This window comes from Pseudomonas sp. PF05, from assembly GCF_056521845.1.
The window spans coordinates 268,194-294,639 of the sequence record NZ_JBWLPW010000001.1; the positions used below are offsets into that span (position 1 = coordinate 268,194).

Consider the following 26,446-nt stretch of genomic DNA (forward strand, 5'->3'; position numbering starts at 1 on the left):
ACTACCAAGCAAGCGCTTGGTTTGTAAACGACCGCTGGTTCTTCTGGCCGAGCGCTTGCTTGGCTGCCTCGGTCAGCTTAAATTGCCCGCGCCCCTGTTGGTTTGGGCGCAACGGCCGTGCGTTGGTTGATCGACTGTAGGAGAGAATGGGTGGACGAGCAAAAAGCCCTGGGCGTGATGCGGGAGCTGGTCGACAACGGGCAACTGACCGACCCGGACAGTGCTCGCGGCAAACTGCTCCAGACCGCCGCCCACCTGTTTCGCAACAAAGGCTTCGAGCGCACCACGGTGCGTGACCTGGCCAGTGCCGTGGGCATTCAGTCGGGCAGCATTTTTCACCATTTCAAGAGCAAGGACGAAATCCTGCGGGCCGTGATGGAAGAAACCATCCGCTACAATACCGCTTTGATGCGCGCCGCCCTGGCCGAGGCCGACAGCGTGCGTGAACGGGTATTGGCGCTGATCCGCTGCGAATTGCAGTCGATCATGGGCGGCACCGGCGAGGCCATGGCGGTGCTGGTCTACGAATGGCGTTCGCTGTCGGAGGACGGACAGCGGCACGTACTGGCCCTGCGTGATATTTATGAAGACTTGTGGCTCGAGGTCCTGGGCCAGGCCAAGGAGGCCGGGTATATTCGTGGGGATGTGTTCATTACCCGACGGTTCCTCACGGGAGCGTTGTCCTGGACCACCACCTGGTTTCGCGCCGAAGGCAGCCTGAGCCTCGATGAGCTCGCCGAGCAAGCCCTGATCCTGGTGCTTGAAGAAAAACAATAATCGAGCAACGCCTTGAATGACCGTGTGGCTGGCTAAGTGGCTGAAACCGCCTAGCTTGATTGTTATTGATGGGAACTTTTGGGGAGTGGGTTATCTTGACGTTTTCGCCGATGGGGATGACCTCGCGTCTGCTGCTGGCTGCTCTGGCCGTTTTCCTGGCGTTGCCGACCGAGGCAGCGCAACTGGTACGGATTGGCGCGGCGCATTTTCCGCCTTATACCGTTCGTCCCGAGAACGGCGCCGACACCGGCCTGCTGCCGCAAATGGTGGAGGCCTTGAACCAGTCGCAAACCGACTACCAGTTCGTGCTGGTGCCGACGTCGATCCCGCGCCGCTTCAATGATTTCAGGCATGGTCGGGTCGACATGGCGATTTTCGAGAACCCCGAATGGGGCTGGCAGAATGTGCCGCACACCTTGGTAGACATGGGCCTGGAGGATGCGGAAGTCTTCGTCGCCCAGCGCCAGCCGGATCGAGAGCAAAGTTATTTCACCGATCTCAGGGGCAAGCGCCTGGCCTTGTTCAGCGGTTATCACTATGCCTTTGCCGAATTCAACGCCGATCCCAAGTTCCTTACCGGCCAATACAACGCCACGTTGACGTATTCCCACGACAGCAACCTGCTGATGGTCTTGCGCGGGCGAGCGGATATCGCCCTGGTGACCCGTTCGTACCTCAACGATTACGTGTTGCGCAATCCCGAAGTCGGCCCGCAATTGCTGGTGTCTGATCGCATCGATCAGGTTTACCACCATTACGCTTTGATCCGGCCGCAGGCGCCGATCTCCAGTGAAGCGTTTGCCCAGTTGCTGCAAATGTTGCGGGATAACGGTCAGTTACTGAAGATTTTCCAGCCCTACCAAATTCATCTGGTGTCCACGCATTCCCATTGAATGCGTCACTAAATTTCCCTTCCTGGCTCACGTCCCACGTTGACTACCGACGAATACGCGAGCCCCTCCCATGTCCAACCTCAACCACCTTACGACGCTGCCCTTGCCCGGTGGCCGTCGCCTCGGCGCCGATGAAACCGAACGCCACCTGAGCCTGATGCTCGAAGGCGCGCCGCTGATCCGGCTGCGCCTTGCGCGCGGCCCGGAGTTGCACGTGCACTTGCAGCAAATCAACGACCGACCGGTGGGCCCGGCGCTGTGGGCGGCCTGCTATTGGCTGTTTGCTCGCGATCCCGACTGCCAGCGCCTGACCTGGCACCTCGACGAGCGCCCCGGCGAAGCCTTGCTCAGCGGTTTGTTGACGGCCACTGAGCGTGCCGGTGAATACATTTGCGAGCGCACGATATTCTGGCAATTGCCGCAGCCCTGGCTGGGGGTGTCGTTCAACGGCAGTTACCCGCAACACATGATCATCACCGATGGCCAGCGCCATCCACGCCGGCCCATCAAGCCCCGTGGCGAGGTGTACCGGCGTTTCGATGCGCGGCTGGGGGCCTGGGTGTCCTTGCGCACCTTGGAAATCGAGCACGACCTTACGCGTTTCAACCGCTGGCAGAACAGTCCGCGGGTGGCGTGTTTCTGGCAGGAGGAGGGCAGCCTGGAACAGCATCGCGAGTACTTGGGCAAGCTGCAGGCCGATCCCCGGGTCTTGACCCTGATCGGGTGCTTCGATGACCAGCCGTTCGCTTATTTCGAAGCCTATTGGGCCAAGGAGGATCGGATCGCGCCGTTCTATGACGCCGGCAACTACGATCGCGGTATCCACATGTTGGTGGGCGAAGAGCACCACCGGGGGCCGCACAAGGTGGCCAGCTGGTTGTCGGCGCTGGTGCACTACCTGTTCCTGGATGACCCGCGTACTCAGTGCGTGGTCGCCGAGCCCCGGGCCGACAATGCCCGGATGATCGGGCACCTGCACAACCAGTGCTTCCATTGTGAAAAGGAATTCGACTTCCCTCACAAGCGCGCGGCGCTGATGATCCTGGGGCGTGAGCGGTTTTTTGATCGGTGTGGGTTGATGTGAGGTTTGGCAGGGGGCCAGGTGGTGGTCATCAGGACGCCATCGCGGGCAAGCCTTGCTCCCACAGGCCCCGGGCTTCACACACTATCTGCCTGCCAGAAAAACCTGTGGGAGCAAGGCTTGCCCGCGATGGGGCCGGAACTGACACCTCATATCACCGCCGGGCGAAGGTATCCCCCCGAACCCCCGACACCTTGCGGCAATGCACCAGGGCATCGCGGATCATGAAGTTCACCAGGGTCGGCGAGACGCCCAGTTCCTTGGCGATGTCCTTTTGCGGCACGCCATGCAGGCGATACATCTCGAAGGCATAGCGGGTGCGGCTGGGCAGTTCGGTCAGCGCGTCGGCGATGTGCTCCAGCGTGGAAAAGTTGATATGGGAGGTTTCTGGCGAAGCACCCTGGATCACCACGTTCAACCCTTCCTCTTCCGGCCCCGAGTATTTCTGTTCCAGCGCCTGCTTGCGGTAATGGTCGATCGCCAGGTTGCGCACGATCTGGAACAGATAGCTGAGCTGCGCCTTGAACGAGGAGGTGATCTGGGGCGCCGATTGCAGTCGGAAAAACGCGTCCTGCACCACATCTTCCGCGCGGGAGCGGCAGCCGGTAATGCGTGCCGCGATCTTGACCAGGATCAATCGGTTGTCCACGAATGCCTGGAGTAACGGTGAGTCGCACCTGCTTGTGGATACTTGTTCCGTCATGGAATTCACCTTGCTGCAAAAAGTTAGCAGGACGTCCGGATGCCGCACCCGTCCTACACATCGAGCGCCAAATTAGGCTTAATGATAATGATTGTCAATTGAGAAGAAGAATTATTGATGATGTGACGTCCAGCCTCGGTGCTGCGACCCATTGCCGCGGTGCGTGGCTGTCGGCGGCTTCGGCGAGCCGGCTCCCCGACTAATTATTTATCGGTGCTATCCGTTCCCATGGGTGACAACTTGCAAGCCGAATCCAGGCAGGAACCCCCCATGACCGACGCGTTCGAACTCCCCATCACCCTGGCTCATGCCCTCCAGCGCCGCGCCGCGTTGACGCCGGACCGGGTGGCCCTGCGCTTCCTTGCCGACACCCCTGGGCAGGGCGTGGTGTTGAGTTATCGCGACCTGGACCTGCGTGCCCGGACCATCGCCGCCGCCTTGCAGGCCGAGGCAGCGCTGGGTGATCGCGCCGTGCTGCTGTTCCCCAGCGGCCCGGATTACGTCGCGGCGTTCTTTGGCTGCCTCTATGCCGGGGTGATTGCCGTGCCGGCCTATCCACCGGAGTCCGCCCGTCGCCATCATCAAGAGCGCTTGCTGTCGATCCTCAAAGACGCCGAACCGCGCCTGCTGCTCACCAGCAGCGATCTGCGCGAGCCATTGCAAGCCATCGACTCGGCGCCGCCGGTGTTGTGCGTCGATACCCTCGACCCGGCTTGCGCCGGGCAATGGCGGATGCCGGCGCTGCAGGACGATGACATTGCCTTCTTGCAATACACCTCCGGCTCCACCGCGTTACCCAAGGGTGTGCAGGTCAGCCACGGCAATCTGGTCGCCAACGAACTGCTGATCCGCCATGGCTTCGGCATCGACCTGAACCCTGATGACGTCATCGTCAGCTGGTTGCCGCTGTACCACGACATGGGCTTGATCGGCGGCTTGCTGCAGCCGGTGTTCAGCGGCGTTCCGTGCGTATTGATGTCGCCGGCCTACTTCCTGGCCCGACCCCTGCGCTGGCTCGAAGCGATCAGCGAATACGGCGGCACCATCAGCGGTGGCCCGGACTTCGCCTATCGGCTGTGCAGCGAACGGATCAGTGATTCGGCCCTGCAGCGTCTCGACCTGAGCGGCTGGCGCGTGGCCTATTCCGGTTCCGAGCCGATCCGCCTCGACACGCTGGAGCGTTTTGCCGAGAAGTTCGCCCCGTGCAGCTTCACGCCGGACAATTTCATGGCCTCCTACGGCCTGGCCGAAGCGACCTTGTTCGTCGCCGGCACGCCGCGCCGCCACGGCATTGCTTCGCTGCGGGTGGATGATGTGGCGCTGGCGCAAAACCGTGCCGAGCCGGGGCAGGGCAGTGTGGTGATGAGTTGTGGTGTCAGCCAGCCCGGGCACGCAGTGCTGATCGTCGAGCCTGCCACGTTGCAGCCATTGGCCGACAATCAGGTCGGTGAAGTCTGGGCGGCCGGGCCGAGCATCGCCCTGGGTTACTGGCGCAATCCCGAAGCCAGCGCCAAGACCTTTGTCCAGCACGACGGCCGGACCTGGCTGCGTACCGGTGACCTGGGTTTCCTGCGCGGTGGCGAGCTGTTCATCACCGGTCGCCTGAAAGACCTGCTGATCGTGCGCGGGCATAACCTCTATCCCCAGGACATCGAGCAAACCATCGAACGTGAAGTGGAGGTGGTGCGCAAGGGCCGCGTGGCCGCGTTCGCGGTCAACGATGGCGGTGAAGAAGGCATCGGCATCGCTGCGGAAATCAGCCGCAGCGTGCAGAAAATCCTGCCGCCCGAAGCCTTGATCAAAGCCATTCGCCAGGCGGTGGCCGAGGCCTGCCAGCAAGCCCCGAGCGTAGTGGTGCTGCTCAATCCCGGCGCGTTGCCCAAGACCTCCAGCGGCAAGTTGCAGCGCTCGGCGTGCCGCAGTCGATTGGCCGATGGTAGCTTGGACAGCTATGCGCAGTTCCCGTCGGCCCAGGTTGAAATCGCTGATGAATCTGCGCCGTCCTCCGAGCTGCAAACGCTCATCGGCCAAATCTGGCGGGAGCAGCTGCAGGTCGAACAAGTCCAGGCTGACGATCATTTCTTCCTGCTGGGCGGTAATTCCATCGCCGCCACCCAGGTGATCGCACGGCTACGGGAAACCCTGGGGCTGGAACTGAACCTGCGCCTGCTGTTCGAAGCGCCAACCCTGGCCGCGTTCGCCGCCGCGGTGGCGAACCAGCAACAGGACGGCGGTCAGCCTCAAGGCGCGATCAGCGCATTGTCGCGCGACGAAGCGTTGCCGCAATCCCTGGCCCAGAACCGTTTGTGGTTTACCTGGCAGCTCGATCCGACGAGCCATGCCTACAACATTCCTGGCGCCTTGCACCTGCGCGGCGAGCTGGACGAAGACGCGTTGCGCGCCAGTTTCCAGCAATTGATCGAGCGTCATGAGTCCCTGCGCACGCGGTTTCTGGAGCGGGATGGCGTGGCCCTGCAACAAGTCGATCCGGCCGGTGAATTCAAGCTGCCCGTCATCGACCTCGGCGACCTGCCCGCCGCCTCGCGTGAAGCCCGGGCGCGACAGGTTCGAGAAGACGAAGCGGCCACGCCGTTCGATCTGCAGAAGGGGCCGCTGCTGCGGGTCAGCCTGTTGCGTCTCGACGAGGATGACCATCAACTGCTGGTGACACTGCACCACATCATCGCCGACGGCTGGTCGATGAATGTGTTGATTGAAGAATTCTCCCGCTTGTACGCCGCTGCTTCCCAAGGCCAGGTCGCCGAGCTGGCGCCATTGCCCTTGCAATACGCCGACTACGGCAGTTGGCAGCGCCAATGGCTCGCCCAGGGCGAGGCCGAGCGCCAACTGAGCTACTGGAAGCAGCAATTGGGTGCTGAACATCCGGCCCTGGTGCTGGGCACGGATCACCCGCGCGGCGCTCAACGCCAGCGCAGTGCCGCGCGGCATAGTCTGCGCCTGGACAACGGCCTCGGCGAGGCGCTGCGTCAAGTGGCCCAGGCCCATGAGGCGACGCCATTCATGTTGTTGCTGGCAGCCTTCCAGGCGCTGCTGCAGCGTTACACCGGCCAATCAGACATCCGCATCGGCGTGCCCAACGCCAACCGTCCGCGCCTGGAAACCCAGGGGCTGATCGGCTTCTTCATCAACACCCAGGTGCTGTGTGGGCAGGTCGATTCACGTCAGCCATTCGCCGCGCTGCTGGCCCAGGCACGGGAAGCCACACTTGGTGCCCAGGCCCACCAGGACCTGCCATTCGAACAACTGCTCGAAGCGTTTCCCGAGGCGCGTGAGCAGGGCCTGTTCCAGGTGATGTTCAACCACCAGCAGCGGGACTTGAGTGCCTTGCGCCGTTTGCCGGGGTTGTTGGCCGAGGAGTTGCCGTGGCACAGCCGCGAAGCCAAGTTCGACCTGCAACTGCACAGCGAGGAAGATCGCAACGGTCGGTTGACGCTGTCGTTCGACTACGCCGACGAACTGTTCGAGGCGGCGACTATCGAGCGGCTGGCGGCGCATTACTGCAACCTGTTGCGGGCGGTCTGCGCCGATCCGCAACAAGCCATCGGCGATGTGCCGTTATTGGGCGCTGCTGAACACAGCCAACAGCAGCAATGGAGCGCTGCCCCGTGCGCACCGGCCAGCCAATGGCTGCCGGAACTGTTGAACGAACAGGCCCGGCGTACGCCGCAACGTATCGCGTTGCGCTGGAACGGTGGCCAACTCGAGTATGCCGAGCTGCACGCCCAGGCCAACCGCCTGGCCCATTACCTGCGGGACAAGGGCGTTGGCCCGGACGTGTGCGTGGCGATTGCCGCCGAGCGCTCGCCGCAGTTGCTCATCGGCGTGCTGGCGGTCATCAAGGCCGGCGGCGCCTACGTGCCGCTGGATGCGGACTACCCGACCGAACGGCTGGCCTACATGCTCCACGACAGCGGCGTCGACTTGCTGCTGACCCAAACCGCGCTGCTCGAACGTTTGCCGGTTTGCGACGGCGTCAGTGTCATCGCCATGGACACCCTGCGCCTGGAGCAATGGCCGAGCAACCCGCCGGGCCTGCACCTGCACGGCGACCACCTGGCCTACGTGATCTACACCTCCGGCTCCACCGGCCAGCCCAAAGGCGTCGGCAACACCCACGCCGCCCTGGCCGAGCGCCTGCAATGGATGCAAGCGACCTACGGGCTGGATGCTACCGATGTGCTGATGCAAAAAGCGCCGATCAGTTTCGACGTGTCGGTCTGGGAATGCTTCTGGCCGCTGATCACCGGCAGCCAATTGGTGCTGGCTGGCCCCGGCGAACACCGTGACCCGCACCGCATCGCCCAGTTGGTGCAGCAGTTTGGCGTCACCACGCTGCACTTCGTGCCGCCGTTGCTCAGCCTGTTTGTCGACGAACCACTGAGCGCCCGCTGCAGCAGTCTGCGCCGGCTGTTCTCCGGTGGTGAAGCCTTGCCCGCCGAACTGCGCAACCGGGTGTTGGCACAACTGCCGGCGGTGCAATTGCACAATCGCTATGGCCCGACCGAAACCGCGATCAACGTCACCCATTGGTATTGCACCGAGGCCGATGGCGAGCGCTCGCCGATCGGCCGTCCCCTGGGCAACGTGCTGTGCCGGGTACTCGACAGCGACCTCAACCCCGTACCGGCCGGCGTGCCCGGCGAGCTGTGCATCGGCGGCCTGGGCCTGGCCCGGGGTTACCTCGGCCGTCCGGGCCTGAGCGCCGAGCGCTTCGTCGTCGACCCATTGGGGCCGGCCGGTGCGCGGTTGTATCGCACCGGCGACCGTGCGCGCTGGAGCGCCGATGGCGTGATCGAATACCTTGGCCGCCTCGACCAGCAGGTCAAGCTGCGCGGTTTTCGGGTCGAGCCGCAGGAAATCGAAGCGCGCCTGCTGGCCCAGGACGGCGTCGCCCAAGTGGCGGTGTTGGTGCGCGACACCTCGGCCGGTCCGCAGTTGATCGGCTATTACACCGCCTCGGATGTCGCTCAGGATCAGGACGAGTTGAGCCATCGACTCAAAACCGCCCTGGCTGCCGAGCTGCCCGATTACATGGTGCCCGCCCAGTTGCTGCGCCTGGACGCCATGCCCCTGGGCCCGAGTGGCAAGCTCGACCGCCGCGCCTTGCCCGAACCGCAATGGCAGGTGCGCGAGCACGTCGAACCGGCCAGCCCCCTGGAGCAGCAAATCGCCGGCATCTGGCGCGACGTGCTGGGCCTTGCGCGCATCGGCCTGCGGGACGATTTTTTTGCCCTCGGCGGCCATTCGCTGCTGGCGACCCAGATCATTTCCCGTACCCGCCAAACCTGTGACGTCGAACTGCCGCTGCGCACGCTGTTCGAGGCCAGTGAACTGGGGGCTTTTGCCGAGCAGGTGCGCTTGATCCAGGCCAGCGGCCAGACCAACCGCCAGCCGCCCATCGAGAAGGTCGACCGCAGCCAACCGGTGCCGCTGTCCTATTCCCAGCAGCGCATGTGGTTCCTCTGGCAGATGGAGCCGTACAGCCCGGCCTACAACGTCGGCGGCATGGCGCGGTTGCGCGGGGTGCTGGATGTCGGGCGCTTCGAGGCGGCCTTGCAGGCGTTGATCCTGCGCCACGAAACCCTGCGCACCACGTTCCCGAGCGTCGATGGCGTGGCTCGTCAGCAGGTGCACAGTGGAACGGGCCTGCGCATGGGCTGGAAGGATTTCTCGAAGCTGGCCGCCGACGTCCGCGAACAGCGGGTACAGCAACTGGCCGACAGCGAGGCCCACCAGCCTTTCGACCTGGAAACCGGGCCGCTACTGCGGGCCTGCCTGGTCAAGACCGCCGAGCATGAGCATTACTTTGTCCTGACGCTGCACCACATCGTCACCGAAGGCTGGGCGATGGACATTTTCGCCCGTGAACTGAGCGCGCTGTACGAAGCCTTTGTCGACGACCGTGAATCCCCGCTGGAACCGCTGCCGGTGCAATACCTGGACTACAGCGTCTGGCAGCGTCAGTGGCTGGAGTCCGGCGAGCGCCAGCGACAACTCGACTATTGGACCGCGCAATTGGGCCGCGAACATCCGCTGCTGGAACTGCCCGGTGACCGTCCGCGTCCGTCGGTGCAAAGTCATCGCGGTGAATTGTTCCGTTTTGACCTCAGCGATGAGCTGGCGGCGCGAGTCCGTGCCTTCAACGCGCAACAGGGCCTGACCCTGTTCATGACCATGACCGCCGCCCTGGCCGTGCTGCTCTATCGCTACAGCGGCCAGACCGACCTGCGCATCGGCGCGCCGGTGGCCAACCGCATCCGCCCGGAAAGCGAAGGGCTGATCGGGGCGTTCCTCAACACCCAGGTGTTGCGTTGCCAGCTCGACGGGCAGATGTCGGTGGGCGAACTGTTCGAACAGGTGCGCCACACCGTCATCGAAGGCCAGTCCCATCAGGACTTGCCGTTCGATCATCTGGTGGAAGCCCTGCAACCGCCGCGCAGTGCGGCCTACAACCCGCTGTTCCAGGTGATGTGCAACGTGCAGCGCTGGGAATTTCAGCAGAGCCGCACGCTGGCCGGTATGACGGTGGAATACCTGGTCAACGACGCCCGGGCCACCAAGTTCGACCTCAACCTGGAAGTCACCGACCTGGATCAGCGCCTGGGTTGCTGTCTGACCTACAGCACCGACCTGTTCGACGAACCGCGCATCGCGCGCATGGCCGGGCACTGGCGCAATCTGCTGGAGGCGTTGCTGGTCGATCCGGCCCGACGCCTGAGCGAACTGCCGTTGCTGGACACCCGCGAGCAGCAACAGCTGCTCGACAGCCTGGGCGTCGAGCCCGGTGAGCATCGCCTGGACCAATGCCTCCACGAACTGTTCGACGAACAGGCGCGGATGCGTCCCGATGCGCCGGCCCTGACGTTTGCCGGGCAGACCCTGACGTATGCGCAACTGAACAGCCGCGCCAATCGCCTGGCCTGGATGCTGCGCAAGCGAGGCGTCGGGCCGCAGGTGCGGGTCGGCCTGGCCCTGGAGCGTTCGCTGGAAATGGTCATCGGCCTGCTGGCGATCCTCAAGGCCGGCGGCGCCTACGTGCCGCTGGACCCGGAATACCCGCTGGACCGCTTGAGCTACATGATCGAGGACAGCGGCGTCAGCCTGCTGCTCAGTGACCGGGCGATGTTCCAGGCCCTTGGCGCGTTGCCCGAGGAAGTGGGGTGCTGGTGCCTGGAAGATGATTCGGCGGCCCTGGCGCACTACCCGGATCACCCGCTGCCGCTGATCAACCTGCCGCAACACCAGGCGTACCTGATCTACACCTCCGGCTCCACCGGCAAGCCCAAGGGCGTGGTGGTGTCCCACGGTGAAATCGCCATGCATTGCCAGGCAGTGATCCAACGCTTCGGCATGCGCCCGGACGATTGCGAGCTGCACTTCTATTCCATCAACTTCGACGCGGCCACCGAACGTCTGCTGGTGCCATTACTCAGCGGCGCCCAGGTGGTGCTGCGGGCCCAGGGCCAATGGGACGCCGAGGAAATCTGCGGGCTGATTCGCCAGCATCGCATCAACATTCTTGGTTTCACCCCCAGCTACGGCAGCCAGTTGGCGCAGTGGCTGGCGACCCAGGGCCAGACCCTGCCGGTGCGCATGTGCATCACCGGCGGCGAGGCCCTGACCGGCGAGCATTTGCAACGCATTCGCGCGGCGTTCAGCCCAAATCTGTTCTTCAACGCCTATGGCCCGACCGAAACCGTGGTCATGCCGCTGGCGAGCCTGGCTGCGCAGCGACTGGAAGAGGGCGCGGCCAGTGTGCCGATTGGCAGCGTGATTGGCGCCCGCGTGGCGTACATCCTCGACGCCGACCTGGCGTTGGTGCCGCCAGGCGCCACAGGTGAGTTGTATGTGGGCGGTGCCGGTCTGGCCCAGGGTTATCACCAGCGTCCGGGCATGACCGCCGAGCGTTTCGTCGCCGACCCGTTCGCCACCGAGGGCGGACGCCTCTATCGTACCGGCGACCTGGTGCGCCAGGGTGCCGACGGTCTGGTGGAATACCTGGGGCGGATCGACCATCAGGTGAAAATCCGCGGCTTTCGCATCGAACTGGGGGAAATCGAAACCCGCCTGCTGGAGCATGACGCGGTGCGCGAGGCCGTGGTATTGGCCCTCGACACGCCCGGCGGCAAGCAACTGGCCGGTTATCTGGTGAGCGACGTCGCCAGCCAGGACAACGCGCAACAAGCGACCTTGCGCGACGCCTTGAAAAACCACCTCAAGGCCCAACTGCCGGACTACATGGTGCCCGCGCACCTGATCCTGCTGGCGAGCATGCCGCTGACCGCCAACGGCAAGCTCGACCGCCGCGCCTTGCCGCTGCCCGATCCCGAACTCAATCGCCAACACTACGTGGCGCCGAGCAATGCCCTGGAGCAGACCCTGGCGGCGATCTGGTGCGACGTGCTGAACGTCGGGCAGGTGGGACTCAACGATAACTTCTTCGAGCTGGGCGGCGATTCGATCCTGTCCATCCAGGTGGTCAGCCGCGCCCGGCAGCAGGGCATTCATTTCACGCCCCGCGACCTGTTCCAGCACCAGACCGTACAGACCCTGGCCAGCGTTGCCACGCTCAGCCAGCAAGTGCACGCCGAGCAAGGCCTGTTGCAGGGTGAGTCCGGACTGACGCCGATCCAGCACTGGTTCTTCGAACGTCAGGTCCCCAATCGGCATCACTGGAACCAGGCGCTGGTGCTGGAACCGACCACGGCCCTGGCGCCGCAACCGCTGGAGCAGGCGCTGCGCAGCGTCTTGCAGCACCACGATGCCTTGCGCCTGGGCTTCAGTGAGACCGCCGGGCATTGGCGTGCCGAGCATCAGCCATTGTCTGGCGTTGCGCTGTTGCAGCACCTGTGCGTGGACACCGCGCAGGATTGCGAAGCGTTATTTGCCCAGGCGCAGAGCCGTTTCAATCTATCAACCGGGCCATTGCTGCGCGCCGTGCTGGCGCAGTTACCCGACGGCCAGCAACGGTTGCTGATCGTCATCCATCACCTGGTGGTCGACGGTGTGTCGTGGCGGGTGCTGATGGACGATTTGCAAACCGTCTACCGCCAGCTCACCGCCGGGCGGGAGGTGCAGTTGCCGGCCAAGACCAGCCCATTGCGCGATTGGGCCGCACGCTTGCAGGCCTACGCCGGCAGCGAGTCCTTGCGCGAGGAACTGGAGTGGTGGCAAGCACAGTTGAGCGGCGCGCAGCTGCAGCTGCCCTGCGCGAATCCCGACGGCGGACTCCAGGAACGTCACGCTGAAACCATCAGCGTGCGCCTGGACGCCGAGCGCACCCGGCAACTGCTGCAACAGGCGCCGAGCGCCTATCGCACCCAGGTCAACGACCTGCTGCTTACCGCGCTGGCCCGGGTGCTGTGCCGTTGGAGCGGCCATGCCTCGGCCCTGGTCCAGCTCGAAGGCCACGGCCGCGAAGCACTGTTCGACGACATCGACCTGACCCGCACCGTCGGTTGGTTCACCAGCGTCTATCCCGTGCGCCTGAGTCCAGCGGCCGAAGGCTACGGTGCCTCGATCAAGGCCATCAAGGAACAACTGCGCGCGGTGCCCCACAAGGGCCTCGGCCATGGCGTATTGCGCTACCTGGCGGACGCGGCGACGCGCCAGACGATGGCCGGCTTGCCGCACGCGGCGATCACCTTCAACTACCTGGGCCAGCTCGACCAGACCTTGGGTCACGATGCGTTGTTCCAGCCGCTGGATGCGCCGCTGGGTGCGATTCACGATCCCGAGGCACCACTGCCCAACGAACTGAGCGTCGACAGCCAGGTCAGCGGCGGCGAGCTGGTGCTGCGCTGGACCTTCAGTGCCCAGCGCCATGACCGCCAGGCGATTGCCTCGCTGGCCGAGGCCTACCTCGATGAGTTGCAACACCTGATCGAGCATTGCCTGACGGACGAGGCGGGCGGCCTGACGCCATCGGACTTCCCCCTGGCGAAACTGACCCAGGGCCAACTCGACAGCTTGCCGGTGCCGGCCGGGCAGATCGAAGACGTCTACCCGCTGACGCCGATGCAGGAAGGCATGCTCCTGCACACCTTGCTGGAACCGGGTACGGGCCTGTACTACATGCAGGATCGCTATCGCATCAACAGCGAACTGGACGCGCAGCGTTTTGCCCAGGCCTGGCAAGCGGTCATCGCCCGCCACGAAGCCTTGCGCGCCTCGTTCTGCTGGAACGTCGGCGAAGACATGCTGCAAATCATCCACAAGCCGGGCCGCACGCCGGTGGATTACCTCGACTGGTCCGAGGTGCCCGAAGACGCCCAGGAAGCCAGGCTCCAGGCGCTGCTCAAGAACGAGCGCGAGGCCGGTTTCGATCTGCTGAACCAGGCGCCGTTCCACCTGCGGTTGATTCGGGTCGGCGCGGCACGCTACTGGTTCATGATGAGTAACCACCACATCCTCATCGATGCGTGGTGCCGTTCGCTGCTGATGGACGACTTCTTCGAGATCTACACCGCCCTGGGTGAAAACCGCGAACCGCAGTTGGCTGTGCCGCCGCGTTATCGCGACTACATCGGTTGGTTGCAGCACCAGAGCCTGGCCGAAGCCCGGCAGTGGTGGAGGCACAACCTGCAAGGCTTTGAGCGGACCACGCCGATCCCCAGCGACCGGCCGTTGCTGCGCGAGCACGCTGGTGACAGCGGCGGCATGAGCGTCGGCGACTGCTACACCCGTCTCGATGCCCGGGATGGCGCACGGCTGCGGGAACTGGCCCAGGCCCATCAACTGACGGCCAACACCTTTGCCCAGGCGGCGTGGGCGTTGGTGCTGCGGCGGGTCAGCGGGGATCGCGACGTGCTGTTTGGCGTCACTGTGGCCGGACGCCCGGTGGAGCTGCCGCAGATGCAACGCACCGTGGGGCTGTTCATCAACAGCGTCGCCTTGCGCGTGCAAATGCCTGAGGACCATCAGCGTTGCAGTGTGCGCCAGTGGCTCAGCGATCTGCTGGACAGCAACATGCAACTGCGCGAGTACGAATACTTGCCGCTGGTGAGCATTCAGGAGGTCAGCGAACTGCCCAAGGGCCAGCCGCTGTTCGACAGTCTGTTCGTGTTCGAGAACGCGCCGGTGGAGGTCTCGGTGCTGGACCGCGCGCAAAGCCTCAACGCCACTTCGGACTCGGGCCGCACCCACACCAACTTCCCGCTGACGGCGGTCTGCTATCCGGGGGATGACCTGGGCCTGCACCTTTCGTACGACCAGCGCTACTTCGATGAAAGTACCGTCCAGGGGCTGCTGGGTGAGTTCAAGCGGTTGCTGCTGGCGTTGATGGAGGGCTTGCACGGCGACATGAGCGAGCTGCCGCTGATCGGTGCTCAAGAGCAGGATTTGCTCATCGAAGGCTGCAACCAGAGCGAGCGTGCCTATCCGTTGGAACAGAGCTACGTCGAACTGTTCGAGGCGCGGGTCGCGGCTCATCCGCAACGTCCTGCGGTCAGTTGCCTGGACGCGAGCTACAGCTACGCTGAATTGAATGCGCGCAGCAACCGCCTCGGTCATGCCCTGATCGCTGCCGGTGTCGGCCTGGATCAGCCGGTGGCGCTGCTGGCCGAACGGGATGCCGAGCTGCTGGGCATGATCATCGGCAGCTTCAAGGCCGGTGCCGGCTACTTGCCGCTGGACCCGGGCCTGCCGAGCCAGCGCCTGAGCCGCATCATCGAATTGAGCCGCACGCCGTTGCTGGTTTGCACCCAGGCCTGCCAGGCCCAGGCGCAGGCCTTGCTGGATGAGTTCGCCTGCTCCGGGCGCCCGAAGTTGCTGGTGTGGGAAGCCGTCCAGGCCAGCGCTCTTTCGCTGGAAAACCCGGGCGTCTACAGCGGGCCGGATAACCTGGCCTACGTGATCTACACCTCTGGCTCCACCGGCCTGCCCAAAGGCGTGATGGTGCAACAGCGGGGCATGCTCAACAACCAACTGAGCAAGGTGCCGTACCTGGCGCTGAGCGAGGCGGATGTGATCGCCCAGACGGCGTCCCAGAGCTTCGATATTTCGGTCTGGCAGTTCCTGGCCGCGCCGTTGTTCGGCGCCCGGGTCGACATCGTGCCCAACGCCATCGCCCACGACCCGCAAGGGCTGCTGGAGCATGTACAGCAGCAGGGCATTAGCGTGCTGGAAAGCGTGCCATCGCTGATCCAGGGCATGCTCGCCCAGGAACGCATCGGCCTGGATGGCTTGCGCTGGATGCTGCCCACCGGCGAAGCGATGCCGCCGGAACTGGCCCATCAATGGTTGCTGCGTTACCCGGACATCGGTCTGGTCAACGCCTACGGCCCGGCGGAATGCTCCGATGACGTGGCGTTCTTTCGGGTCGACCTGGCCTCGACCCGTGGCACGTATCTGCCGATTGGCACGCCCACCGACAACAATCGTCTGTACCTGCTCGACGGCGCGCTGGACCTGGTGCCGCTGGGCGCGGTGGGTGAGTTGTGCGTGGCGGGCGCCGGGGTCGGGCGTGGTTATGTCAGCGATCCGTTGCGCACGGCTCCGGTGTTTGTGCCGAACCCGTTCGGCGCGCCGGGGGAGCGGCTGTACCGCACCGGCGACCTGGCGCGGCGGCGCAGCGATGGGGTATTGGAATACGTTGGACGCATCGACCATCAGGTGAAAATTCGTGGCTACCGCATCGAGTTGGGCGAAATCGAAGCGCGCCTGCACGAGCAAACCGAGGTCCGCGATGCGGCTGTCGGAGTACAGGAGGGCGCCAATGGCAAGCATCTGGTGGGTTACCTGGTCGCCGCCGAGTCGTCATTGACGCCGGTCGAACGCCTTGAGTGCATCAAGCGGCGCCTGCGCAATGAACTGCCGGAATACATGGTGCCGCTGCACTGGTTATGGCTCGACCGCCTGCCCCTCAATGCCAACGGCAAGCTCGACCGCAAGGCCTTGCCGGCCCTGGAGATCGGCCAGTTGCAAAGCCAGGACTACCAGGCCCCCGGCAATGAGCTGGAACAGACCCTGGCCGACATCTGGGCCCAGGTATTGAGAGTCGAGCGGGTGGGGGTTCGGGACAACTTCTTCGAGCTGGGCGGGCATTCCTTGCTGGCGACGCAAATCGCCTCGCGGGTGCAAAAGGCCTTGCAACGCAACGTACCGCTGCGGGCGATGTTCGAATGCAGCACGGTGCGGGAGCTGGCTGACTACATCGATGGGTTGGCGGCCAGCGAGATCACTGAGGAGAAGGTGGATCGGTTGAATGATTTGATGGCGGAGTTGGAAGGGTTGTAGTTTTGCAGCGCTTGTAGCGGCTTCATCGCGGGCAAGCCTTGCTCCCACAGGGATCAGCTGTGAACAGAGTATTTGTGTTCGAGCATCAACCCTGTGGGAGCAAGGCTTGCCCGCGATGGGGGCAGCACAGGCACTGCTGGCTCAAAGGTTGACTGCTCACCTAGCACAGCTCAGTCTCCCCAAGGCTTTTTTCCCAGACTCAAACAAGGAGCTTACCCATGCCCTTTGCAACGATCGACGGACAACCGCTTCACTACCTGGACCAAGGCCAGGGCCCGGTGGTGCTGCTGGGCAGCAGCTATCTGTGGGACCACACCATGTGGGCGCCGCAGATCGAGGTGTTGTCCCAGCACTATCGGGTCATCGCCCTGGACTTGTGGGGGCACGGCCAGTCCGGGCGTTTGCCTGAGGGCATGACCTCCCTGGACGACCTGGCTCGTCAGGCATTGGCATTGATGGATCACTTGAACATCGACTGCTTCAACCTGGTCGGGCTCTCGGTGGGCGGGATGTGGGGCGCGCGGCTGGCGCTGGCGGCGCCTGAGCGCGTGCAGTCGCTGGTATTGATGGACACCTATGTTGGTGTCGAGCCGGAGCCGACTCGACAATATTATTTCTCGCTGTTCGACAAGATCGAAGCTGGCGGCAGTATTCCCGAACCGTTGCTGGACATTATCGTGCCGATTTTCTTCCGGCCGGGCATCGACCCGCAGTCGGCGCTCTACCAACAGTTTCGCGCCACATTGGCCGCACTGCCGGTTGATCGCTTGCGCGACAGCATCGTACCGTTGGGGCGGATCATTTTTGGCCGGGACGATATCCTGCCGCGCCTGCATGAACTGGATGCCAAGCGCACGACGGTGATGTTTGGCGACCAGGACAAACCGCGTCCGCCGTCCGAGTCGCTGGAGATGGCCGAATTGATCGGGTGTCCCCATGTGTCGATTCCGGAAGCGGGGCACATCTCCAACCTGGAGAATCCAGAATTCGTGACCGGGGCGTTGCTGGAGTTCCTGACGCGCAAGCACTGACTGCTGGCTAACCGTGGCGAGGGAGCTTGCTCCCGCTGGGGCTGTAGGAGCTGGCGAAGCCTGCGATCTTTTGATCTTGATCTTTCGCTTGGGACTCAATTGTCTGGGACAAGATCGCAGCCTCGTTGCACTCGTCAGCTCCTACACAGCTCCAGGCGCACCCCAGCGGGAGCAAGCTCCCTCGCCACAAGAGCAGTTTTGGACTTTGGATCACTTCGGCCCGAGAATCTTCACCAGTTTGTCTGGTGAAGGCGCGCCTTGCTGCTGTTGCAGGTCGCCTTTTTCATCCAGATAGAAAATCGCCGGGGTGGCGGACAGTTCCAGCTCGTCCATCAATTGCTGGTTGGCGTCCAGTTTCGCCTGGATGGCGGGCGGTATGTCCTTGAGCGGTTTGAGCGAGCTGCCCTTGCCGGCCTTTTCATGCTCGGCGAGGGCTTTTTCCGGGTCTTTGGCCGCCAGCAAGGCAGCGGATTTACCGGGGCTGTCTTCGCGAATGATGCCCACCATGATGTGGCGCAACTGCACCTTGCCGGCCTTGACCCAGGGCCGTGCCTGTTCCCAGAACATGTTGCAGTACGGGCAATTCGGATCGCTGAACAGGTACACCGTGCGCGGTGCGTCCTTGCTGCCGTCGGTGATCCAGTTGCTGCCCTCCATCTTCGCCCAGATGGCCTTGGCCATCGGTGCATAAACCAGTTTTTGCAGTGGCTCGGCGCTCAGGTCCTTGCCGTCGGCGTCGTACAGGTTGCCCAGCAGGACGTGCTGCCCATCCGGGGTCAGGTACAGCGCCATGCCACGGTTCTGGTATTGCGCCGCGTAACCACGCAAGCCGTCCGGCGCGTCGAAGGTGCCGATGATTTTTGCGCCCTTGGCTTCGATCTTCTTGATCGCCGCCGGCAATTCTTCGGCCTGGAGCAGCGGGGCCTGCGACAGTGTGGCGGCGACGGCCAGGGTCAGCAGGTGGCGGAGGCGGGGCATGGCGATTTCCTTATGGCGGAGTGGGGTGTCGTGGACGAGTCCGGCGTTTCGAAGTTCTCCAGGGCACGAGCCAGGCTCGCTTCCGACAATTCCCCCAGGTGGCTGCCCAGCAGGCGACCATCGGCGCTGTAGAACAGGGTGGTCGGCAGGGCCATGGAACCGACAGCCTGGCCGAGGCGGCCACTGCCATCGAACAATACGTTGGTCAGGCTCAGGCCTTGGGTGGCCAGGTAGGTGCTGACACTTTGCATGCTTTCGGCCTGATTGACGAACAGGAAGGTCAGGTCCGGACGCTGTTGCTGGGCTTCTTCGAGCACCGGCATTTCACGCCGGCAGGGCGGGCACCAGGTGGCCCATAGATTGATCACCAGGGGACCGCCCTGATAATCGGTGAGTTTCACGGTCTCGCCGTCGGCGGTGCGCAGGTTGATGTCCGGCAGCCGAGTGCCCTGTTCATAAATCGCCAACGACATTGTCGCCACCAGCCAGAACAGCAAGCCGCTGCCGACGCCGAAGCCCAATGGCCGACGCAGGGGCGGACGGCGCCGGGCCCACGACAAGGCGCCAATCAGCAGCGCCACGATGCCCGGCCAGGCCAGGAAGCCACCGTCGCGCAGGTCGACGATCTGCCACGGGTCGTCCCGGTAATGTTGCCAATAGGCGGCGACGAAGCCGATTCGTGCGGCCAGCAGGCCCAGCAGAAACAGCACGAAAAGCACCGACTCAGGGTTTTCGCCTCCACGCTTGGCCACCCGCCAACCCACGAAGGTTGCCAGCGCCAGGGCGCTGATGAGCAACAGGTGATTAAGGGCGATGGCAAAGGTGCCCAAAGTAAACGTCAGCATCAGCGCGCGTCCCGGGTGAGGTTCCAGCGCTCCAGGAACGCCTTGGCATCGACTTCCCCGGTGATCCGCTGGCTGCGGCGCTCTTTACCGTCGGCGCCGATCCACAGCAGGCTCGGCGGCCCCGGCACCTGGTAACGGCCCAGCAGTTCGCGGCTGGCGGGGCTGTCGGCGGTGACGTCCAGGCGCAGCAGGCGCACACCGCTCAGGGCGTCCAGCACTTCGCTGCGGCCGAAAACCTGTTTCTCCATGATCTTGCAGGACACGCACCAGTCGGCGTAGTAGTCCAGCAGCACCCACTGGCCCTGGGCCTTGGCGGCGTCCAGTTCCCGTTGCAGGGCGGCGGGCTCGCTGACGGTGACGAACGCGTCGTGAGCACTGACGGTCGCGCTGCCCTCGGTGCCGGCGTAGACCTTCAGGGGCTGGAAGAAGTCATCGCCGCCGCCCGCTGCGCCGATCACCAGCAGGCTGCCCCACAGGCCGAACAGCAACGAGGCGCTGCCGCAGATATAGGCGGTGCGGCCGAAGCCTTCGGTCTGGCGCCAGGCGCTGTAGGCGGCGATCAACAGCAGCACGCCCCACAGACCGACCCACAACGAACCGTCGATGATCGGGCGAACCATCAGCAGCGCGGTGCCCAGGAACAGGAAGCCGAACACGCCCTTGAGCAGGTTCATCCAGGCGCCGGGCTTGGGCAGGAAACGGTTGCCCACGGTCACCAACAGCAACAGTGGCAAGCCCATGCCGAGGCCCATGGTGAACAGGATCAGCCCGCCGTGCAGCGCATTGCCGCTCTGGGCGATGTACAGCAGCGCGCCGGCCAGCGGGGCGGTCATGCACGGGCCTACCAACAGGCCGGACAGCGCCCCGATAATACCGGCGCCCACCAGGCTGCCACCGCGGCGCTGGCGCCCGGCGTTTTCCAGGCGGTCACGCAGGGCGGCCGGCAATTGCAATTCGAAGAAGCCGAACATGGGCAGCGCCAGCAACACGAATACGGCCGCGAAGCTGCCCAGCAGCCACGGTTGTTGCAGCAGCGCCTGGAGGTTGGCCCCCAACAGCGCGGCGAGCACGCCCATGGCGGCATACACCAGGGCCATGCTGATCACGTAGCTGCCGGCCAGGGCCAGGCCGCGCCTCGGCCCGGCGCCGCTGCCCACCACCAGCCCGGCCAGGATCGGCAGCATCGGCAGCGAACACGGTGTGAACGCCAGCAGCAGGCCCAGGCCGAAGAACACCAGCAGGCTCCAACCCAAGGCTCGTTGTTGCAGGCCGCTGGCCAGGGCCTGGTCCTGCGCCTCGTCATTGGCTGTCGTTGGTGCGGTGCCGCCCAGGTCAACCACCTGGGTCTGGGGGGGATAGCACAGGCCGGCGTCGGCGCAGCCCTGGAAGCCGACCTTGATCTGGCCCGTGGCACCGGCGGGTATCTTCAATTCCAGCGCCTGGCGATAGACCTGCTGGTCACCGAAAAACTCGTCGCTGTGGGCTTCACCCTCCGGCAGCTTGGGTTTCTGCGCCTCGGCCAAGCCATCGAACTTGAGCCGCTGCTGATACAGGTAGTACCCATCGGCGATCTGCCAGAACAGCTGGGTTTCCCCGGAGTCCAGGCGTTCGGAGGTAAACACGAACGCCTTTTCCACCGGCAGGAAATCGGGTTTGGTTTCGAAGGGATTGGCGGCCTGGGCCAGGCCCGAGATCAGGAACAGCCACAACAAAAACAATCGACGCATGGATAAAGCCTTAGAACGATGCAAGTGGAAAACACAATGGCGGCTGGCGATTAACCGTCGATTAACCCGGCGCCGGCCGGCAGGCGGCAATGATCGCCCATGTTGGCCGTACTCGTCGCATAATGTCGGCTTAATCGGCCGGCGGCCTAATGTACCTTTTTCCACGGGGCTTACCATGCGCGTACTGGTCTGCGAAGACGATGAGTTGATTGCCAGCGGGATCGTTGCCGGCCTTACGGCGCAGGGCTTGACTGTCGAGCACGTCGCCACCGCCTCGGCGGCGCGGGCGATGGTCGGTGTGGCGGAGTTCGACGTCATGGTGCTGGACTTGGGATTGCCCGACGAGGACGGCCTCAAACTGCTCAAGCAGTTGCGTCAACAGGGGCTGGAGACACCGGTGCTGATCCTCACCGCCCGGGACTCGGTGACCGACCGGGTCGACGGCTTGCAGGCCGGCGCCGATGACTACCTGCTCAAACCCTTCGACCTGCGCGAACTGGCGGCGCGCCTGCACACGTTGCTGCGGCGCGTGGCGGGGCGCAGCGTCAACCTGATCGAGCACGGTCGCCTGACCTACGACCCCAGCAGTCGGGAAACCACCCTGGATGGCCAGCCGGTGGATCTGTCCCGGCGCGAGCAATCGCTGTTGCAGGCGCTGCTGCACAGTCGCGGCCGGGTGCTGTCCACCGAACAGCTCAAGGACAGCGTCTATGGGTTCAACGACGAATTGGAAAGCAACGCCCTCAACGTCCATATCCACCACCTGCGGCGCAAGTTGGGTAACGGGATTGTCGAGACCGTGCGCGGCCTGGGCTATCGCCTGGGGCCGGCCGAAGGTGGAGAGTCCTCCAAGTGATGAGCTTGCGACTGCGCCTGAGCCTGACCCTTGGCGCAGCCTTCGCCCTGATCTGGGCCCTGGCCGCGGCGTGGATGATCAGTGACCTGCGCAACCAGATGATGTTCTCCCTCGACCAACGCCTGGTGGCGTCGGCGCGGATGGTCGCCGGGTTGCTGGAACAGATGCCACCGTTGTCCAGCAAAGGCGAAGGCACGCATTTGAGCGCCGAGCAATTGAGCATTCCCGGCGGCATGGCCTGTCAGGTCAGTTCCTTGCGCGGTGAGATTCTGGCCCGCAGCCACGGCACTCCAGAGCAAACCCTGGAAGCCGAAAAAATGGGCTTTCACGACCAGATGATCGACGGCGCGCCCTGGCGCAGCTTCACCCTGGCCCGGGGCGATCTGCGCATCACCACCGCCGACCGCCAGATCGAACGCGAAGCCCTGAACATGTCGATCCTGCTGGCCGCCTCGGTGCCGGTGGGCGTGGCGTTGCTCGGTTGCCTGTGCCTGTTGTGGCTGGGTATTGGCCAGGGCCTGGCACCGCTCAATCGTATGCGCGATGCGTTGATGCGGCGCAATGCCGATTCCCTGGAGCCCTTGCAGATCCATCCGCTGCCCAGCGAATTGCGACCGCTGCTGGAGACCCAGAACCAGTTGTTCCAGCGCATCGGCAAGACCATCGAGCGCGAGCGACGGCTGACCGGCGACGCCGCCCACGAGCTGCGCAGCCCGCTGACGGCGATCAAGACGCACCTGCAAGTGGCGCGCATGACCGAGGGCGCCGCCCGCGACCAATCCCTGGCCCGGGCCGAGGAGGGCGCCGACCGCATGCACCGCACACTCGAACAGTTGCTGCTGCTGGCTCGGGTCGAGGGCAGCCTGTCGTTCGACGATGGCGTGCAGTGCAACGCCGAACAGGTCGCCCGGCTGGCGATCCAGGACTCCGCCAGCAGTGATTCGCGGCGGATCAGGCTGCACGTATCCCCAGGGTTGTCCGAGGCACCGGTGCAGATGCCGGCGGTGCTTTCCATCGCCGCCTTGCGCAATCTGCTGGATAACGCCCTGCGCCATACGCCGGACGATACCGATGTGGAACTGAGCCTGGAGATGATCGGCCAGCGCGTGCGCTTCCAGGTCCGCGACCACGGCCCTGGCATCGCCGCCGACGACATCCAGCACCTGACTCAGCGCTTCTGGCGCAACGGCCAGAGCACCGGTTGCGGACTGGGGCTGGCGATCGTCCAGGCCATCGTCCAGCGTTGCGGCTGCGGCCTGCATTTCGACAGTCGCCCGGATGGGCTGCGGGTCGAATTGACGGTACCGGTGCAGGTGTTGCCGGCCTGATTCACTTCAACAATGGCCTGTAGGAGGGCCCTGTGGGAGCAAAGCTTGCTCCCACAGGCTTTTGATGAACAAACCACTGATCGCGTCGACCGGTAAAGCGCTGCCCGAGAGTAAATCCCTGCATTGCTGATCCGTTCCCACAACAGGAAACCTGCACGTGCGCTCCGACCGGAGGCGCACCTGTGCGGTGTGTCGTTACTTCAGCGTATTGCGGGGTCGAGGGATGTCAGTCGCCAACAGTCTTATCGAAGTACAGCCGGCGCGGGTCAGCCCTGCACCGGCCGAGACGCTCTACCAGTTCAATGAGTCGCCGCTGCTGGCCCGCCAGAATCGGCAGGAGTCCAATGCCCGCAGCTACCCACGACGGATTCCCCTGGCCCTCAAGCGCGCCAAGGGGTTGTATGTCGAGGACGTCGAGGGCCGCACCTTCATCGACTGCCTGGCCGGTGCCGGCACCTTGGCGCTGGGGCATAACCACCCGGTGGTGATCGAAGCGATCCAGCAGGTGTTGGCCGATGAGCTGCCGCTGCATACCCTGGACCTGACCACGCCGGTCAAGGACCGTTTTGTCCAGGACCTGTTCGGCCTGTTGCCGGCAGAGCTGGCCGTCGAGGCGAAGATCCAGTTCTGCGGCCCTACCGGAACCGACGCGGTGGAAGCCGCCCTCAAGCTGGTGCGCACCGCCACCGGCCGCAGCACCGTGCTGTCGTTCCAGGGCGGTTATCACGGCATGAGCCAGGGGGCGTTGAGCCTGATGGGCAGCCTGGGGCCGAAGAAACCCCTGGGCGCCTTGCTCAGCAGCGGTGTGCAGTTCATGCCATACCCCTACGATTACCGCTGCCCGTTCGGCCTGGGCGGTGTGGAGGGCGTGAAGGCCAATCTGCATTACCTGGAAAACCTGCTGAATGACCCCGAGGCCGGCGTGCAATTGCCGGCAGCCGTCATCGTCGAAGTGGTGCAGGGCGAGGGCGGGGTCATTCCCGCCGATCTGGACTGGCTGCGCGGCTTGCGGCGGATCACCGAGCAGGCGGGGGTGGCGTTGATCGTCGACGAAATCCAGAGCGGCTTTGGCCGTACCGGCAAAATGTTTGCGTTCGAGCACGCCGGGATCATTCCGGACGTGGTCGTGCTGTCCAAGGCCATCGGTGGCAGCCTGCCGCTGGCGGTGGTGGTTTATCGCGCCTGGCTCGACACCTGGCTGCCGGGTGCTCACGCCGGGACCTTCCGCGGCAATCAGATGGCCATGGCCGCCGGTTCCGCGGTGATGCGCTATCTGCAGGAGTATGACCTGCCGGCCCATGCCGCCGCCATGGGCGAGCGCCTGAGCGAGCACCTGCGCATTTTGCAGCGGGACTTTGCGCAACTGGGTGATATTCGCGGCCGCGGGTTGATGCTCGGCGTCGAACTGGTGGACCCAACGGGTAAGCCCGACGCCCTGGGCCATCCGCCAGTGCATGCACGCCTGGCGCCACAGCTGCAACGTGAATGCCTCAAGCGCGGGCTGATCCTGGAACTGGGTGGCCGGCAGGGCGGCGTGGTGCGGTTCCTGCCGCCGCTGATCATCACAAAGGTGGAAATCGACCGGGTTGCCGAAATTTTTGGGCGAGCCCTGCGGGCGGCGCTCGCCCAGGACTAATTTTCACTCGGGCCCGCACGTTCCTTTCATAGCCTGGCTGCGCATGCGCTGCAGCGAACCTCGAGCAAAGATGGAGAGACACCCATGACTTCAGTATTCGACCGCGAGGACATTGTCTTTCAGGTCGTGGTCAACCACGAAGAACAGTATTCGATCTGGCCAGACTACAAGGCCGTTCCCGAAGGCTGGCGTACCGTCGGCAAAAGCGGGTTCAAGAAGGAATGCCTGGCCTACATCGAAGAGGTCTGGACCGACATGCGCCCGCTGAGCCTGCGCAAGAAGATGGAAGAGCAGGCGGCTGTGGCTCATTGAGGTAGAACCTGTGGGAGCAAGCTTTCCACAGGAGGAAAGCAGGGAATACAAATCCTGCAGTCATACCAGAACCAATGTGGGAGCGAGCTTGCTCGCGATTGGGGAGTGTCAGGCAACATTCATGCAACTGACGCACCGCTATCGCGAGCAAGCTCGCTCCCACAGGTTTGGCTTTAGGCCTCTACCTTACTTGAACCGCCGCTCCACCCCTTTCTCCACCAGGATCTTCGCCGAAATCTCTTCCACGGAAAAATGCGTGGAATTGATATGGGGAATGTTCTCCCGCCGGAACAGGTTTTCCACCTCGCGCACTTCGAACTCGCACTGGGCATAGCTTGAATAGCGGCTGTTGGGCTTGCGCTCGTTGCGGATCGCGGTGAGGCGGTCCGGGTCGATGGTCAGGCCGAACAGCTTGTGCTGGTGGGCGCGCAGGGCGCTGGGCAGTTGCAGGCGCTCCATGTCGTCTTCGGTCAGCGGGTAATTGGCCGCGCGGATGCCGAATTGCATCGCCATGTACAGGCACGTCGGTGTCTTACCACAACGCGACACGCCCACTAGGATCAGGTCGGCCTTGTCGTAATAATGCGTGCGCGCGCCATCGTCGTTGTCCAGCGCGAAGTTGACCGCCTCGATCCGCTCCATGTAGTTGGAGTTGTGGCCAATGGAGTGGGATTTGCCGACCGAGTAGGAGGAATGCTCGCTCAGCTCCTGCTCCAGGGGCGCCAGGAACGTGGAAAAAATGTCGATCATGAAACCATTGGACGTTGCGAGAATCTCACGGATGTCCTGATTGACGATGGTATCGAAGATAATCGGGCGGAAACCGTCGGTTTCGGCGGCTTTATTGATTTGCTGTACCATGGCCCGCGCCTTGTCGACGTTGTCGATGTACGGGCGTATGAACTTGGCGAAGGTAATGTTTTCGAACTGTGCCAACAGGCTTTGGCCTAGCGTTTCGGCCGTGATGCCGGTGCCGTCGGAGATAAAGAAAGCAGATCGTTTCATTTGCGCCTTGGGCCTTA

The 26,446-nt window shown here is 63.9% G+C and carries 14 protein-coding genes; 9 read left to right on the top strand and 5 right to left on the bottom strand.

Features of this window, described 5'->3' with window-relative positions; all coding sequences use genetic code 11:
- Positions 1-150: 150 nt before the first annotated feature.
- From AC09SL_RS01235 to AC09SL_RS01245, 3 genes are all read left to right on the top strand, one after another.
- A complete protein-coding gene (locus AC09SL_RS01235; RefSeq protein WP_058545479.1) occupies positions 151-777 on the top strand; it encodes a TetR/AcrR family transcriptional regulator in 627 nt (208 codons plus the stop codon).
- Positions 778-893: 116 nt separating this feature from the next.
- The gene (locus tag AC09SL_RS01240; RefSeq protein ID WP_058545503.1) at positions 894-1,670 is read left to right on the top strand and encodes a substrate-binding periplasmic protein; all 777 of its coding nucleotides are present in this window, start codon (positions 894-896) and stop codon (positions 1,668-1,670) included.
- Positions 1,671-1,740: 70 nt separating this feature from the next.
- The gene (locus AC09SL_RS01245) at positions 1,741-2,754 is read left to right on the top strand and encodes a GNAT family N-acetyltransferase (protein ID WP_058545478.1); all 1,014 of its coding nucleotides are present in this window, start codon (positions 1,741-1,743) and stop codon (positions 2,752-2,754) included.
- A gap of 151 nt (positions 2,755-2,905) precedes the next feature.
- Here AC09SL_RS01245 and AC09SL_RS01250 read toward each other — a convergent pair whose 3' ends face one another.
- On the bottom strand, positions 2,906-3,454 hold the full coding sequence (locus AC09SL_RS01250) for an RNA polymerase factor sigma-70 (RefSeq protein WP_024619408.1): 549 nt from the start codon (positions 3,452-3,454) through the stop codon (positions 2,906-2,908).
- Between the two features lie 270 nt (positions 3,455-3,724).
- Between AC09SL_RS01250 and AC09SL_RS01255 the strand changes: the two genes are divergently transcribed.
- The gene (locus AC09SL_RS01255) at positions 3,725-16,711 is read left to right on the top strand and encodes a non-ribosomal peptide synthetase (protein ID WP_064106900.1); all 12,987 of its coding nucleotides are present in this window, start codon (positions 3,725-3,727) and stop codon (positions 16,709-16,711) included.
- A gap of 218 nt (positions 16,712-16,929) precedes the next feature.
- Positions 16,930-17,742 (top strand): alpha/beta fold hydrolase, encoded by an 813-nt coding sequence (locus AC09SL_RS01260; protein ID WP_058545829.1) that lies wholly within the window; start codon positions 16,930-16,932, stop codon positions 17,740-17,742.
- Positions 17,743-17,952: 210 nt separating this feature from the next.
- On the opposite strand, the gene dsbG is transcribed toward AC09SL_RS01260, so the two are convergent.
- Genes dsbG through dsbD form a run of 3 tightly spaced genes read right to left on the bottom strand, consistent with a single transcriptional unit; the run spans position 17,953 to position 21,292 of the window.
- Positions 17,953-18,720 carry a thiol:disulfide interchange protein DsbG gene (gene dsbG / locus AC09SL_RS01265; RefSeq protein ID WP_058545828.1) on the bottom strand — a complete coding sequence of 256 codons (768 nt, stop codon included), beginning with the start codon at positions 18,718-18,720 and terminating at the stop codon, positions 17,953-17,955.
- A complete protein-coding gene (locus AC09SL_RS01270) occupies positions 18,696-19,565 on the bottom strand; it encodes a TlpA family protein disulfide reductase (RefSeq protein WP_058545827.1) in 870 nt (289 codons plus the stop codon). Before AC09SL_RS01270 ends, dsbG begins: the two co-directional genes overlap by 25 nt.
- Positions 19,565-21,292 (bottom strand): protein-disulfide reductase DsbD, encoded by a 1,728-nt coding sequence (dsbD, locus tag AC09SL_RS01275; RefSeq protein ID WP_058545826.1) that lies wholly within the window; start codon positions 21,290-21,292, stop codon positions 19,565-19,567. The genes AC09SL_RS01270 and dsbD overlap by 1 nt, the downstream gene beginning before the upstream one ends.
- A 175-nt stretch (positions 21,293-21,467) precedes the next feature.
- Between dsbD and AC09SL_RS01280 the strand changes: the two genes are divergently transcribed.
- From AC09SL_RS01280 to AC09SL_RS01295, 4 genes are all read left to right on the top strand, one after another.
- A complete protein-coding gene (locus AC09SL_RS01280) occupies positions 21,468-22,148 on the top strand; it encodes a response regulator (protein ID WP_058545825.1) in 681 nt (226 codons plus the stop codon).
- Complete coding sequence (locus AC09SL_RS01285) at positions 22,145-23,476, top strand: ATP-binding protein (RefSeq protein WP_058545824.1); 1,332 nt, start codon at positions 22,145-22,147, stop codon at positions 23,474-23,476. Before AC09SL_RS01280 ends, AC09SL_RS01285 begins: the two co-directional genes overlap by 4 nt.
- Before the next feature lie 223 nt (positions 23,477-23,699).
- Complete coding sequence (locus AC09SL_RS01290) at positions 23,700-25,112, top strand: aspartate aminotransferase family protein (RefSeq protein ID WP_058545823.1); 1,413 nt, start codon at positions 23,700-23,702, stop codon at positions 25,110-25,112.
- An 84-nt stretch (positions 25,113-25,196) separates the two neighbouring features.
- Positions 25,197-25,424, top strand: coding sequence for an MbtH family protein (locus AC09SL_RS01295; protein ID WP_028237696.1), 228 nt, complete (start codon positions 25,197-25,199; stop codon positions 25,422-25,424).
- 186 nt (positions 25,425-25,610) lie between these two features.
- Here the strand turns inward: AC09SL_RS01295 and ppsR are convergent, their stop codons facing one another.
- Positions 25,611-26,429: a posphoenolpyruvate synthetase regulatory kinase/phosphorylase PpsR gene (gene ppsR / locus AC09SL_RS01300; RefSeq protein WP_014337326.1), complete on the bottom strand. Its 819-nt coding sequence runs from the start codon at positions 26,427-26,429 to the stop codon at positions 25,611-25,613.
- Positions 26,430-26,446: the final 17 nt, after the last annotated feature.